The 12867-nt window shown below is 68.0% G+C and carries 13 protein-coding genes; 4 read left to right on the forward strand and 9 right to left on the reverse strand.

Going from position 1 to position 12867, the window contains the following annotated elements; translation table 11 throughout:
• Positions 1-34 precede the first annotated feature (34 nt).
• From ACFQEV_RS06235 to ACFQEV_RS06260, 6 genes are all read right to left on the reverse strand, one after another.
• Positions 35-1372, reverse strand: coding sequence for a 5'-deoxyadenosine deaminase (locus tag ACFQEV_RS06235; protein ID WP_379693725.1), 1338 nt, complete (start codon positions 1370-1372; stop codon positions 35-37).
• A gap of 90 nt (positions 1373-1462) precedes the next feature.
• The gene (locus tag ACFQEV_RS06240; RefSeq protein ID WP_379693727.1) at positions 1463-2890 is read right to left on the reverse strand and encodes a hypothetical protein; all 1428 of its coding nucleotides are present in this window, start codon (positions 2888-2890) and stop codon (positions 1463-1465) included.
• Complete coding sequence (locus ACFQEV_RS06245; RefSeq protein ID WP_379693729.1) at positions 2874-3155, reverse strand: DNA-binding protein; 282 nt, start codon at positions 3153-3155, stop codon at positions 2874-2876. The genes ACFQEV_RS06240 and ACFQEV_RS06245 overlap by 17 nt, the downstream gene beginning before the upstream one ends.
• A gap of 96 nt (positions 3156-3251) precedes the next feature.
• On the reverse strand, positions 3252-4337 hold the full coding sequence (locus ACFQEV_RS06250) for a DUF7350 domain-containing protein (protein WP_379693731.1): 1086 nt from the start codon (positions 4335-4337) through the stop codon (positions 3252-3254).
• A gap of 166 nt (positions 4338-4503) precedes the next feature.
• Positions 4504-5424 (reverse strand): HFX_2341 family transcriptional regulator domain-containing protein, encoded by a 921-nt coding sequence (locus tag ACFQEV_RS06255; RefSeq protein ID WP_379693734.1) that lies wholly within the window; start codon positions 5422-5424, stop codon positions 4504-4506.
• Between the two features lie 498 nt (positions 5425-5922).
• Positions 5923-6192 carry a HalOD1 output domain-containing protein gene (locus ACFQEV_RS06260; RefSeq protein WP_379693736.1) on the reverse strand — a complete coding sequence of 90 codons (270 nt, stop codon included), beginning with the start codon at positions 6190-6192 and terminating at the stop codon, positions 5923-5925.
• Positions 6193-6403: 211 nt separating this feature from the next.
• On the opposite strand from ACFQEV_RS06260, the gene ACFQEV_RS06265 reads away from it, so the two are divergent.
• On the forward strand, positions 6404-6724 hold the full coding sequence (locus tag ACFQEV_RS06265; RefSeq protein WP_379693738.1) for a zinc ribbon domain-containing protein: 321 nt from the start codon (positions 6404-6406) through the stop codon (positions 6722-6724).
• 27 nt (positions 6725-6751) lie between these two features.
• Here the strand turns inward: ACFQEV_RS06265 and sucD are convergent, their stop codons facing one another.
• Together sucD and sucC are read right to left on the reverse strand one after the other, a co-directional pair.
• Complete coding sequence (gene sucD, locus ACFQEV_RS06270; RefSeq protein ID WP_379693741.1) at positions 6752-7621, reverse strand: succinate--CoA ligase subunit alpha; 870 nt, start codon at positions 7619-7621, stop codon at positions 6752-6754.
• Positions 7618-8763, reverse strand: a complete 1146-nt coding sequence (gene sucC / locus ACFQEV_RS06275; protein WP_379693743.1) for an ADP-forming succinate--CoA ligase subunit beta — start codon at positions 8761-8763, stop codon at positions 7618-7620. The genes sucD and sucC overlap by 4 nt, the downstream gene beginning before the upstream one ends.
• Before the next feature lie 156 nt (positions 8764-8919).
• Between sucC and ACFQEV_RS06280 the strand changes: the two genes are divergently transcribed.
• Positions 8920-9876, forward strand: coding sequence for an NADPH:quinone reductase (locus ACFQEV_RS06280; protein ID WP_379693746.1), 957 nt, complete (start codon positions 8920-8922; stop codon positions 9874-9876).
• Positions 9877-9885: 9 nt separating this feature from the next.
• Here the strand turns inward: ACFQEV_RS06280 and ACFQEV_RS06285 are convergent, their stop codons facing one another.
• Entirely contained in the window at positions 9886-10380 is a 495-nt protein-coding gene (locus ACFQEV_RS06285; RefSeq protein WP_379693748.1) for a hypothetical protein, read from the reverse strand.
• Positions 10381-10526: 146 nt separating this feature from the next.
• On the opposite strand from ACFQEV_RS06285, the gene ACFQEV_RS06290 reads away from it, so the two are divergent.
• Both ACFQEV_RS06290 and ACFQEV_RS06295 read left to right on the forward strand, forming a co-directional pair.
• The gene (locus ACFQEV_RS06290; protein WP_379693750.1) at positions 10527-11237 is read left to right on the forward strand and encodes an SDR family oxidoreductase; all 711 of its coding nucleotides are present in this window, start codon (positions 10527-10529) and stop codon (positions 11235-11237) included.
• A gap of 159 nt (positions 11238-11396) precedes the next feature.
• Complete coding sequence (locus ACFQEV_RS06295) at positions 11397-12734, forward strand: sodium-dependent transporter (RefSeq protein WP_379693753.1); 1338 nt, start codon at positions 11397-11399, stop codon at positions 12732-12734.
• Positions 12735-12867 lie beyond the last annotated feature (133 nt).

The following is a 12867-nucleotide window of genomic DNA, read 5'->3' on the forward strand; positions in this document are numbered from 1 at the left end:
GTCGGGTCTCGGCGTCCCCGTCGGTCCGGTCGCTTCACTCGCTTCCGGCCGCGCCGTTCGCCGGGTTCGCGGGGGCCCCGTCGAACTCGACGGACCGGGCGCGCCGCCGTATCTCGTCGGCGTCGCCCGTCTGCAGACCGCCCGCCGCCTCGTCGTACACGACCCGACCGTCCACCATCGTGAACTCCACGTCGTCGCCGTGCGCGCCGAAGACGAGGTGCGAGAGCACGTCGTGAAGCGGCGTCGCGCGCGTCACGTCCGTATCGAGGGCGACGATATCGGCCTTCCACCCCTCGCGGAGTTCGCCGACGCGTTCGAACCCGGCGGCCTTCGCGCCGTTGACCGTCGCCATCTCGAAGATGACCCGCGCGGGCGTCGCCTCCGAGTCGAGGTGTTCGACCTTCTGGAGGAGGCTCGCCTGCCGCATCTCGGTGAACGGGTCGAGCGTGTTGTTGCACGGCGGGCCGTCGTTGCCGAGGGCGACGTTGATACCCCGGTCGAGGTAGTCCACCACGGGCGCGACGCCGGAGGCGAGTTTCATGTTCGAGGAGGGGCAGTAGGTGACGTGCGTCCCCGTCTCAGCGAGCAGTTCGCGCTCTCTCTCGTCGGTCCAGACGCAGTGGGCTAACACGACGTCCTCGCCGGTCAGGCCGACTTCGTGAAGCCACTCGATGTTGCGCATCCCGGTGTCCTCGGCGACGGTTTCGACCTCGTCGCGGTTCTCGCTGGCGTGGGTGTGGATGGTCACGCCGTCGTAGCGGTCGGCGATGTCCCGCGCCCCGCGGAGGCACTCCTCGGTGCAACTGACCGCGAACCGCGGTGTGACGGCGTAGCGAATCCGGCCGTCGCGCGCGCCGTGGTACTTCTCGACGAGTCGTTCCGTCTCGGCGAGGGCTTCCCCGGTGTCCTCGAACAGTCCGTCGGGCGCGCGCTTGTCCATCAGCACCTTGCCGAGGCGTCCGCGGATTCCCATCTCCGCCGCCGCCTCGAACGCCTCGTCGGCGTGGGCCACCGAGAGGTGGTCTACGACCGTCGTCGTTCCGCTCTCCAGCAGTTCGAGGTAGCCCAGTCGCGCCGCCGTCCGCATCCCCTCGGCGTCCAGCGACGCCTCCATCGGGAGGACGTGGTCGAACAGCCAATCGAGGAGCGAGGTGTCGTCCGCGATGCCTCGCCCGAGGCTCTGGACGGAGTGGACGTGCCCGCCAACGAGGCCCGGGAGGAGGAGGTCGAACTCCCGAACCTCGTGGTCGGGGTGGGCGTCTTCGACCGCCGCTCTGTCGCCGACGGCGACGATGCGGTCGTTCTCGACGACGACCGCGCCGTCGTCGTGTACGGTTGTGGAGTCGGCGATGACGGTTCCGGCGAGTAGCATCTTCCCTCACGGTGGTGGGGAGTCCGACTGATATGGGTTCCGACTTCGGGGTCGGCGACTCCGATACGTGTCTTCTCGTCTCCCCCCGCCTCACGGCAGGAACGGCGGCTGCGCCGTCGGTAGCGATATCAACCAGAGGCTCGCGGCGGTGTAGCCCACCATGACGAACACGAACGGGAACTGGCTCCAGATGGCCTGCATCCGACTCGGGAACAGGCGGTAGGCGACGGAGTGAGCCACCCAGACCGCCAGCACGTGGCCGCCGAGGACGAACACGATGTCGAGCGCGCCGAACCACGACGGGAGCGTCAGCACCAGCGGATTCGCCGGGGGCGAGAGCGGCGACCCGACGACGGCGACGAGCGACGGGGCCAACGAGACGAAGAAGCCGAAGTAGTGTGCGAGGTGGTAGCCCGCGGCGATCGCCAGAAGCGGCGGGGTGAACCCGACGGCGAGTTCGTGCGCGGTGCGGTGCGTCCGGAGGCGGTTCGCGGCGGCGCGGGCGGCGAGGAGGTACGCGCCGTAGAACGCCAGGAAGCCGCCGACGAACAGGCCGCCGTAGACGACGAGGGGCGGGACGCCGACGTCGACGGCGGCCCGGACGAACTGCGCCCCCTGCCGCGTCGTCACGAACCCGCTGAAGGTGAGTTCCCAGACGAGGGCGACGGCTATCGCCGCGTCGTCGAGGCCCGTCACGAGGCCGTTCGCGTAGGCGTCGTCGCTCTCGCCGCCGACGAGGCGCATCCCGGGCAGGTGAGCGCGGAGGCGTCCCTCGTCCCACGAGAACGGCGCGACGCGGCCGTAGAACCGGAAGAACACCGAGACGGGGTCCGCGTTCCGGAACCACGCCTCCGCGCCGACGGCGAGGGCCCCCGAGACGGTCAGCGCCGAGTAGGCGACGACGGCCGCGCCCAGCAGTTCCGGTCGCTTCGTGATTCCGGTCGTCGTCTCCACCCACACGAGGCCGAGGAGGCCGACGACGGCGGGCCACCGCCCGAACCGCGCCGGGTAGTCGAGGAAGCCGTTGGGGAGGCGCGCGGCGACGGTTCGCCACGGGTTCAGCGCGGGCCAGACGTTCCCCACGGCGTAGGAGAGCATCGTGAGGCCCGCGCGCAGGCCGGCGAAGACGACGACGACGGCGAAGTTGACCGTCGGCACCTGCGGACCGGTCAGACCGCTGTAGACGACGAGGACGAGGCCGACGAGTCCGAGGAGGTGAAGCGCGACGACGCCGCCGCGGTAGAGCGACCGGACGCCGAAGTCGCGGTGGGTCCGGTGGATGTCGCGGACGAACCGCCGGTCGGTGACGAAACTGGCCAAGAGCGCGGACGCGCCGATGGTCGCGCCGCCGGTGGCGACGTAGAGCCACCGCGGAATCGACAGCGCGTCCCTCGACGCCCCCTGCAGGCCGACGGCCGCGTTGCTGGCCGAGACGCCCTCCGCGACGAGGAGCGTTCCGACGAGGGCGAGACAGCACGCGAGGGCGCGCCCGACGAGTCTGTCACGCGATGAGGGCATAGACGATGAGGAAGCCGAAGTAGAGGAGGACGAGGACGCCCAGCGCGCGGATGCGGAACGAGCGAATCTCCGCCTCCTCTTCGAGGTACGCCTCGCGGTACGATTCTCGCTCCGCCTCCGTCACGTCGGCGGGGTGGCGCACCCCGCGGTGGAGGATGCGGAGTCTGTCCGTCGGGAACGTCCGACCGCACGTTCGGCAGGCGAACTCGTCGGTGCCGGTCGGTTCCTCGGGCGCGTCCGTCGCGGCGTTCGTCGTCTCCGTCATGGGTTGTGGATGTGGTCGTCGGTCGTCGGTCGTCTTCCGTCCGTGCGTCGGTGTAGGAGCGTCCGTCTCTCAGGTGTTTCGTCTCGCCGCCGGGCGTCACTCGCTCACGTCGAACGTCATCGGCGGCATGTCGAGGAACGCCGTCTCGTAGCCGTCGTGGCGGGCGATCTGCGGCGGTACGTCCACGGCGACTTCGAGCGTATCGCCGCCGCGCACCTCGCCGACGCCCGCGCCGTAGTGGTAGCCGAGTTCCGGGTCGAGCGTCCGCGCGAGGGTGCCCTCGAACGCCGTCCCCCCGTCGCGGGTCAGCGTCGCGGTCAGTCCCATCATCGGCAGGGCGATTCGGTTGTGCGGCGTGCGGGCCGAGAGGTAGAGGTAGGTGCCGGAGTCGCCGAAGCGTCCCTTCGACGGATTCTCGACGGCGAAGGCGTGGAAGACGGCGTCTCCGCTGGTCGCGCGGCCGAGGTGTCGGCCCGGGAGGGCGTCCTTCTTCGGCGCGACGCCCACGGGGAACTTCATCTCCATGGGTTCGACCGCGCCGCGTTCGCCCGCGTCGTCGAGGCGTTTCAGCGGAACGTCGTACAGGTCGTCCGTGTCGAAGGTGAAGGTGAAGGAGGCCGTCTCCGCCGACTGGAAGCGTCCGGCGAACGCCCCCGTCCGGTCGAGGGAGACGCCGCCGACGTTCACCGTCGCCTCGTACTCGCCCTCGCCGTCGAGGACGTAGTTCGACCCGTAGTGCAGCCCCATCTGCTGGGAGAGCATCGGGTAGGCGAGCTCCTCCGTGACGAGACTCCCGTCGCGGGTTATCTCGATGGTCACCCCCGAGTCGAGGGGGAGAACCGTCCGCGTCTCTCGGTCCCAAAGCGAGACCATGAGGTGCAGCGAGTCCTCCGACTCGACCACCGTCTTCGACAGTTCGGTCCCGGTGAGCGTCCAGAAGCGGTGGGGGTACGAGTACGTCAACGCGACGCCGTAGGGCCCCGCCGTCGTCGTCCCGTACGTCTTCATCCCCTCGGTGAGGGCGGGTCGGTAGACGGCGTTGGGGCGGTTCTCGACCAACGGCGGGTCGCGCCACGCCGACTGCGTCTCGAACCCGAGCGTTCCGAGACACCCGGCGGTGCCGACGAGCGAACCCGCCCCGAGGGCCTTGATAGCGTCACGGCGGGAGAGATTCGGTGACATGGTGCGAGACTGTCGCCCGCGGCGGCGGACGACGCCAATGGTGCCCCTTGCGGTCCGACGGGGATGACGCTTGCGAAGGTGGCGCGCGGTTCGACTCGCAGACCGAACGTGCGGCTACCACGCGACGAACGCCGGGCCGACGCGCGACGAACGCGAACGGGGCGGACTACTCGTCGAGAATCTTGTGCTGGAAGGCGCGGTAGACGCTGATGCCCGTCTCCGTGAGGACGACGTTCTTCTGTTTGCCCGCGGGTTCGAGGCGGATGTACTCCTTCTCGCGCAGGGGTTCGATGATGGCGGCGTCGAGGCGGCGGTACTCCGATTGGCGACTCTCCGTCGAGTAGTTGGCGAGGAACGGCAGGTCGTAGTCGTCGGCCCTGTCGATGAGGTTGCGCTTGTTGACGGAGTAGGGTTTCTCGACGGTCGTCTCGTAGAGGTACCCGAGGATGTGGACCTGTTCGCGCGTCGGCGACTCGATGGGGTAGTCGGGAACGGTGGTCACCTCCGCGACGCCGCGGGTAAGCGGCGTCTCGGCCACGTCGTGGCCGTAGGACTCGGGGGTGACGCTGTACGGGAGGGCGTCCGTCGTCATGCAGGCGATGGCCGCGCCGACGGCGGCGACGTTCGGCCCCGAGGAGATGTTGACGAACACCTGGTCTTCGTCGTGTCTGGCGGCGATGGTGGTGGCGACGCCCATCACGTCGTACACGTCGTGGATGCGCACGGGAACCGCGCGCGCGTCGGCGAACTCGTCGAGTTCCTCGCGGACGGCGAGTTGGTACGGCGTCGCGGCGTCCCAGTCCACCGCCTCCGCCTCCGGCGACCACTCGGCGTCGAGGGAGGTGCCGCCGGACGTCGCCTCGCGGGCCGTCGAACTCGGTTCGACGACGTCGTCGGACCGTGTCCGATGGGCCGTCGAGCTCGGCTCGACGACGTCTCCGGAGTCTTCGGGGCCGCGTTCGGCGGAATCGACGAGGAGGTAGACCACGTCCGCGGCCTCTCGGCGGGCGGGTTCCACCACCCGGTCCCGTTCGTAGCCCAACGGGGCGATGTGAACGCGTCGCCCCGACGGAAGTGTCGCGTTCATGCGCCGAGTGGATCGAACAGGCATATCAATCTTCGGACGTGATTCGACGGTTCGACCGGCTGACCGACGGGTTCGACGGGGCGGAATGGGCACCGAACGGAAGGAGGAGGGGTCAGGGGAGGGCCGAAGCAGAGGGGGAAGTCGGCTGGAGGGCCGAAGTGGGGGCGGGCGGGGACGGTTAGAGGTCGGTGCGGGCGGCGAGGGGGTGGGGTGGGGGCTGAGAGGGTTCCGCGGGCACCGGGGCGGCGTCCGCGGATGCACGCCGTCGAATCGCCGACCACCCGGGGAACCCCGGCGCGGGACCGGTCGGCGTCGGGGTCGCCGACGACGCGCACTCGTTCGTTTCACCCGACGGTGATTCAACACTATCTCGTGACAACTGTGACAATCGTGAACGACGGAACGTCCGAATCGCTCGCTCGATCGAGAGAGGCGGGGACGGAGGAGCAGAGACGGAGGATCAGAGACGGAGGATCGGAGACGGAGGGTCGGAGACGGTCAGTTTCGCCGCCGGATCGCGTCCGCCTCGGTGAGGTGGATGCGGCCGTTCCCGTGGACGACGACGTGGAACCCGGCGTAGTCGAACGAGACGGTGAGACCCTCCACGGCGGAGGGGCCGTCCACCAGCGAACCGAGCGCGTCGGGGTCAACCACCGCCGCCAACGGCGGCAGGTCCACGGCGTCGGTGCCGGAGACGTCGGCGACGAGAGAGACGAGCGTCGTCGCAAGAGAACCTCGAGTCGATTGCGAGAGTAACTCTTCGTGCATGGTATATCGAAAAGGGGTGACGGGATATAAACCCTATAACCGCCGCAAGGGCGATTTCGGGACTCATAACGAACGTGGTATTTCGGCCGTCGCCGCGGCGTCGTCCGAACCGGACCGGCGCGCGGCGTCGAAACCGAATACGTCCGCGAGGGACACTCTCTCGGGCGCTAACGCGCGGTAGAGGTAAGGGCCTCGCATCCGTATCCGGGCCATGGACGTGGAGGTAGTATTTCGACTCCTCGTGGCGGCGTTCTGCGTCGTCGCGCCCTCGGTTCTCTTCGTCGGCCTCGTGAGAGGACTCGACAAACTCCGGGACGACCGCCTCGTCGAACAGGTTCTCGAACGGATGGACGACGACGACGCGACCGCGCCGACGTACCGGCGCGCCCCGTTCACCGCCGCGGTGAGCGACGGCGGGCGGACGGCCGAGACGGCCGGATGCGACGTCTGCGGCGCGTCGAACCCCCCGTACGCGTCGTACTGCGGGGCGTGCCTCTCGGCACTCGACGGCGACTCCAGAGCGCCGAAGTAGAAGTTAGAGAGGGGAGACGCGGCGTCTCTACAGGAAGTCTTCGACGTGTTCGGCGACTTCCTCGGGCGTGTCGCCGACGGGGACGCCGGCGTCGTTCAGCGCGGAAATCTTCGACTCGGCGGTTCCCGTACCGGACCCCGAGACGATTGCGCCCGCGTGGCCCATGCGCTTGCCCGGCGGGGCGGTGCGGCCCGCGATGAAGCCCGCGACGGGCGTGTCCATGTTCTCGGCGATGTACTTCGCGGCCTGTTCCTCGTCCTCGCCGCCGATTTCGCCGCACATGACGACGGCCTCCGTCTCCTGGTCCTCCTCGAACAGTTCGAGGGCGTCGATGAACGACGTGCCGATGATGGGGTCGCCCCCGATGCCGACGGCGGTGGTCTGGCCGATGCCGCGGTCGGTGAGGTTCGAGACGACCTGATACGTCAGGGTGCCCGACCGGGAGACCAGACCGACGTTACCCGCCTCGAAGATGTTGCCGGGGAGGATGCCGAGTTTCGACTCGCCGGGCGTGATGATGCCGGGGCAGTTCGGACCCAGCAAGCGCGTGTCCACCTCGGAGAGTCGCTTGTTCACCTTGGCCATGTCCTGCGTCGGGATGCCCTCGGTGATGGCCACGACGAAATCGAGGTTCGTGTCGAGGGCCTCGAAGATGGCGTCGCCGGCGAACGCCGGCGGAACGAACACGACGGAGGCGTCGGCGTCCTCCTCGCGGACGGCCTCGTCCACGGTGTCGTAGACGGGGACGCCTTCGACCTCTTGGCCGCCCTTGCCGGGGACTGCGCCGGCGACCACGTTCGTTCCGTACTCCATCATCTGCTGGGTGTGGAACTTCCCTTCCCCACCGGTGATGCCCTGTACAACCACGCGAGTGTCGTCGTCGACTAAGATGCTCATTGGCTTGCCTCCTCCGCGTTCTGGACGGCCCGTTGGACCGCGTCTTCGAGCGTCTTCTCCACCTCGACGAGGTCCGTGTTGAGAATCTCCATGCCCTCCTCGGCGTTGGTGCCGGCGAGGCGCACGACGACCTTCTTCGGAATCTCGTCGAACTGCTCTAAGGCCTCGTTGATACCCTTGGCCACCTCGTCGCCGCGGGTGATGCCGCCGAAGATGTTGAACACGACGGCGTCGACGTTCTCGTCGGAGAACACCATGTCGAGGGCGTTGGTCACGCGTTCGGCCTTCGCACCGCCGCCGATGTCGAGGAAGTTGGCGGGTTCGCCGCCGTAGTGGTCCACGATGTCGAGCGTCGTCATCACGAGACCCGCGCCGTTGCCGATGATGCCGACGTTACCCGACAGGCGGACGTAGTCGAAGCCGTACTCGCCGGCCTTGCGTTCGAGGTCGTTCTGGTAGGCGTCCTCCTCCATCTCCGCGAGGTCCGGGTGTCGGAACAGGGCGTCGTCGTCGATGTTCATCACCGCGTCGGCGGCGACGATTTCCCGGTCCGAGGTGATCATCACGGGGTTGATCTCGATGTCGGAGGCGTCGTTTTCCTCGTAGAGGTCGTACAGCGTCGAGAGGAACGACGCCACGTCCATCGCCACGTCGTCGGGGATGCCGGCCTCGAAGACGACCTTGCGGGCCTGATACGGGTGCAGGCCGAACGCGGGGTCGATGTGTTCGCGGGCGATGGCCTCGGGCGTCTCCTCGGCGACCTCCTCGATGTTGACGCCGCCCTCGGTGGAGACCATCGCGACGGGCTTGCCCTCGCCGCGGTCCATCGTGATACCGACGTACAGTTCGTTCTCGAAGTCCACGCCGGCCTCGACGAGGACTTCCTCGACGGTGTAGCCCTTCAGGTCCATGCCGAGGATGTCCTCGGCGGCCTCTCGGGCCTCCTCCTCGTCCGTCGCGATCTTGATACCGCCGGCTTTGCCGCGTCCGCCGACGTGAACCTGCGCCTTGATGGCCGCGGGGTATCCGATATCCTCGACGGCCTCCATGACCTCGTCTACGGACGACGCGAGGCGGGACTCGGGCACCGGAATCCCGGCCTCGGCGAAGATGTCCTTCGCCTGATATTCGTGAAGCTTCATTCCATCCGTGGCAGGGTGGGGCACGCGCTTAAATCCCGTTCATCTTCGTTCGGGAACTACCCCGCACGGATTGCTTCTACCCCGCCGGAGTCCCCCGACTCCCTCGCTCCGTCGCCTCCGAATTTATCACGGTCCCGCGCCGATACCACGAACGACATGCGCGCAGTCAGGATTCACGAACACGGTGACGCGGACGTACTGAGGGTGGACGACGCGGAGACGCCGGATCCCGAACCCGGGCAGGTCCTCGTGAACGTCGAAGCCGTCGGGGTGAACCCGGTGGACACGTACTTCCGGGAGGGGGCGTACCCGGTCCCGCACCTCCCCTTCGTCCCGGGGTCGGACCTCGCGGGAACCGTCGCCGTCGTCGGCGACGGCGTCGAACGCTTCGAGGCCGGAGACAGGGTGTTCGGCACCGGCCTCGGCAACGGGATGTCCGGCACGTACGCCGAGGAAGTCGCCGCGCCCGCGGACTTCCTGACGCACATCCCCGACGGCGTCTCCTTCGAGGACGCGGCGGCCCTCGCGTTGGTCGGGACGACGGCGTGGCAGGCGTTCGTCCACCACGCGACGGTCGAACCCGCCGAGACGGTTCTCGTCCACGGCGGAAGCGGCGGCGTCGGCCACGTCGCCGTCCAACTCGCCGAGACGATGGGCGCGCGGGTTCTCGCCACCGCCTCCGAGGAGTTCCACGACGACGTGCGCGCACTCGGGGCCGAGGAGGTGTTCGACTACCGCCGCGACGACTTGGAGGACGCCGTTCTCGCGGCGGGGCCGCCGGACGTGATTCTCGACACCCACATGGACCGGTACCTGCAGTTCAACGCGAACGTCGCGGCCGCGGACGGGCGAATCATCGGCATCGGCAACGACACCGGCGAAGGGGGATTCACGGACATCGGCGTCACGAAGGGGAAGGAACTGCGCTACCAGTTCATGACGATGTACAACACCGCCGAGAAGGACGCCGTCTTGACCCGCCTCGGGTCGCTTCTCGAACGCGGCGAAGTCGAACCCGTCGTCCACGAGACGTACCCCCTCGAAGACGCCGCGGAGGCCCAGCGAACCGTCCTCGAAGACAGCTTCCTCGGAAAGGTCGTCCTCGTCCCCTGACGGGGAGAGCTATCGACTCCGCGGTTCGACCGTAAAGCCGGCGTGCATTCCGCGTTCGTAGTGGCCGGGGAGGGTGCAGGCGGCCACGTACGGTCCCGCCTCCAGTTCGCGTTCCAGTCGGGTTCCCTCGCCGGGCGTGACACCGTTGGCGTTCACCGCGACGTCGAGTTCACCGGTATCGACTCGGCCGACCGCGTCCTTCGGAAGCGAGTCCGGCGCGCGGTCGGTCGCGGCGAGGAGGAACTGGTGAACCTGGTCCGCCGCGTTCCGGATTTCGAACCGAACCGGCCCGGCGGGAACCGTCGACCGAGACAGGGCGATCTCGTAGTTCGACAGTTCCACGCGGACAGTCGTCGGTTCCGCCTCCGTCGCCGTTCCGTCGCCGCTTCCGAGTGCGCCGAAGCACCCGGCTAGCGAGGCCGTCGCGGCGGACGCCGTTCCGGCGATGACTGTGCGTCTCCCGAACGTCGCGTCCCTCGTGGACCAGTTTCGGTCCCTGACCATACAGCCCACGACGTGCCGCCCCCTCATTCCTGTGTCGGGCGGTCGTCACGTCGGGAAGCGGCGGCGGATCGCGCGGTCCGCCGGACGAACCGACGGAGACCCGCCTCGCCGTGGCGATTTATGTCACTCGCGCGCCACCTAGCGGTATGACAGTCGAGTTCGACTTCGACGGGACGGTGGCGTTGGTGACCGGTGCGAGCGGTGCCCTCGGGAGCGCAGTCGCTCGAACGTTCCGCGACGCGGGCGCGACGGTGGCCGCCGCGGACGTGGTCGAACCGGACGACGAGGACGCCCTCTTGGACCCGGAGGGCGGCATCGAGTTCTATCGGGGCGACTTCACGGACGAGGAGGAGGTGGCCCGCGTCGTCGAGGAGGTGGTCGAGGACCACGGGCGACTCGACCACCTCGCCAACGTCGCGGGGACGTGGCGCGGCGGGACGCCGATAGAGGAGACGGACGTCGATACGTTCGACTTCCTGTTCGACGTGAACCTCAAGACGATGTTCCTCGCCTCAAAGCACGCGCTTCCGCACCTCCGGGAGACGGAGGGGGCCATCGTCTCCGTCTCCGCGCGTTCGTCGCTGGAGGGCGGCGAGGGCGACGGCCCGTACCGCGCCTCGAAGGCGGGCGTCCGACTCCTCACGGAGACCGTCGCCGAGGAGAACCTCGGGACGGTGCGCGCGAACGCGGTGATGCCCAGCGTCATCGACACGCCCGCGAACCGCGAGATGATGCCCGACGCCGACCACGACTCGTGGGTCGAACCCGAGCAGATAGCGCGCGTCGTCTCCTTTCTCTGTTCGGACGCCGCGGCGGTCACCTCCGGCGCGGCGGTGCCCGTCTACGGCGAGGCCTGACCGACCGTCGATCACTCCCTCGCCCCGCGTCGACCCCCGTTCGACCGGATAAATGTCATCATATATTTATAAACGAAAGTTAACATGTCTATTTATTATCTGTTATTCGGGCGAATATCGGGGTGTTTTTCAATAACACGGATGGTATCGTGCAGAGACATGAGTGAACGAGAGACGTGGGCGACGCGGGCAGGGTTCATCCTCGCGGCAGTCGGGTCCGCCGTGGGCCTCGGGAACATCTGGCAGTTCCCGTTCAAGACCGCGCAATTCGGGGGCGCGTCCTTCCTCGTCGTCTACCTCATCGCGGTGTTCGGCATCGGGCTACCAGCCATCCTCGCGGAGTTCGTCATCGGTCGACGGGCGAAACTCAACGCCATCAGCGCGTTCGGCAGACTCGGCCACGGGAAGTGGCGGTTCGTCGGCGCGTTGGGGCTCCTGACCGGCTTTTGGATCCTGTCGTACTACAGCGTCGTCGGCGGGTGGGTGATTCGGTACATCTGGGGGAGCCTCCAGGGCGCGTACTTCAGCGACCCGACGGCCTACTTCGGCGCGATATCGACCGGCGTGGATGCCGTGGCGCTTCACGCGGTGTTCATGTTCCTCGTCGTCGTCATCGTCGCCCTCGGCATCAAGGACGGCATCGAGAAGGCGACGAAGGTGATGGTCCCCTCCATCATCATCATCATGCTGGGGCTGGCGGCGTACGGGGCGACGCTCTCCGGGGCGACGGCGGGGTACGACTACTTCCTCTCGCCCGACTTCGGCGCGCTGATGGCCAACCTCGGCGAGATCGTCCCGTTCGCCGTGGGACAGGCGTTCTTCTCGCTGTCGCTCGGTATGGGCGCGATGATAACGTACGCCTCCTACATCAACCGCGACGACAGCCTCGTCGCCGACGGCAGCACCATCGTCGTGTTGAACACGTTCGTCGGCGTCCTCGCCGGCTTCGTCGTCTTCCCCCTCCTGTTCGCGCAGGGTATCGACCCGAACACCTCGGGTCCGGGCGCGGTGTTCGTCAGCGTCGCGGGCGCGTTCGCGAACATCCCGGCGGGCCGCATCGTCGGCCTCGTCTTCTTCCTCGTCGTCCTCATCGCGGCGCTCTCGTCGGCCATCAGCCTGCTGGAAGTCGTCGTCTCCTACGTCATCGACAACCACGACGTCGGGCGCGCCCCCACCGCGGCGGCCATCGGCGTCAGCCTGTTCGTCCTCGGCCTCCCCTCGGCGCTCGACACCGCGTGGCTCGGCTGGTTCGACACGCTCGCGTACCAGTTGCTCCTCCCCGTCTCGGTGCTCCTCGTCCTCCTCTTCGTCGGGTGGGTCCTCGGCGGAGAGGCGCTCTCGGAGGTGCTGAAGGGAACGGGACTCGGTAACGGCTTCGGGCTGACGTGGCTCTGGATGGTCCGCGTCGTCGTCGTCATCGCCGTCCTCGGAACGCTGTGGCTCGGCATCCAGACGCTGTTCCTCGGTCCGGAACCGGCCATCGTGCCGCCGCTCTAGACCTACGGATCGTCGGCCGACGCCCCCTTCTTCCGACCGTTTGCCGCCCGATAGCGGCGCGTTGGCGGGTTAAAAACCGTTACAATAGCGGTTTGACGGATCCTCGGTCCGAAAGTCACTTTACCGCCAAGGT

It is taken from the genome of Halopelagius fulvigenes, assembly GCF_042662625.1.
In the GTDB taxonomy this organism is placed as follows: domain Archaea; phylum Halobacteriota; class Halobacteria; order Halobacteriales; family Haloferacaceae; genus Halopelagius; species Halopelagius fulvigenes.

Excerpts from the sequence above, each read along its gene's own strand:
- ACFQEV_RS06295 (WP_379693753.1), top strand. The coding sequence starts at position 11,397 with ATGAGTGAACGAGAGACGTGGGCGACGCGGGCAGGGTTCATCCTCGCG.
- ACFQEV_RS06260 (WP_379693736.1), bottom strand. The coding sequence starts at position 6,192 with ATGCACGAAGAGTTACTCTCGCAATCGACTCGAGGTTCTCTTGCGACG.
- ACFQEV_RS06255 (WP_379693734.1), bottom strand. The coding sequence starts at position 5,424 with ATGAACGCGACACTTCCGTCGGGGCGACGCGTTCACATCGCCCCGTTG.
- sucC (WP_379693743.1), bottom strand. The coding sequence starts at position 8,763 with ATGAAGCTTCACGAATATCAGGCGAAGGACATCTTCGCCGAGGCCGGG.
- ACFQEV_RS06250 (WP_379693731.1), bottom strand. The coding sequence starts at position 4,337 with ATGTCACCGAATCTCTCCCGCCGTGACGCTATCAAGGCCCTCGGGGCG.
- ACFQEV_RS06245 (WP_379693729.1), bottom strand. The coding sequence starts at position 3,155 with ATGACGGAGACGACGAACGCCGCGACGGACGCGCCCGAGGAACCGACC.
- ACFQEV_RS06290 (WP_379693750.1), top strand. The coding sequence starts at position 10,527 with ATGACAGTCGAGTTCGACTTCGACGGGACGGTGGCGTTGGTGACCGGT.
- ACFQEV_RS06285 (WP_379693748.1), bottom strand. The coding sequence starts at position 10,380 with ATGGTCAGGGACCGAAACTGGTCCACGAGGGACGCGACGTTCGGGAGA.
- sucD (WP_379693741.1), bottom strand. The coding sequence starts at position 7,621 with ATGAGCATCTTAGTCGACGACGACACTCGCGTGGTTGTACAGGGCATC.
- ACFQEV_RS06265 (WP_379693738.1), top strand. The coding sequence starts at position 6,404 with ATGGACGTGGAGGTAGTATTTCGACTCCTCGTGGCGGCGTTCTGCGTC.
- ACFQEV_RS06235 (WP_379693725.1), bottom strand. The coding sequence starts at position 1,372 with ATGCTACTCGCCGGAACCGTCATCGCCGACTCCACAACCGTACACGAC.
- ACFQEV_RS06280 (WP_379693746.1), top strand. The coding sequence starts at position 8,920 with ATGCGCGCAGTCAGGATTCACGAACACGGTGACGCGGACGTACTGAGG.
- ACFQEV_RS06240 (WP_379693727.1), bottom strand. The coding sequence starts at position 2,890 with ATGCCCTCATCGCGTGACAGACTCGTCGGGCGCGCCCTCGCGTGCTGT.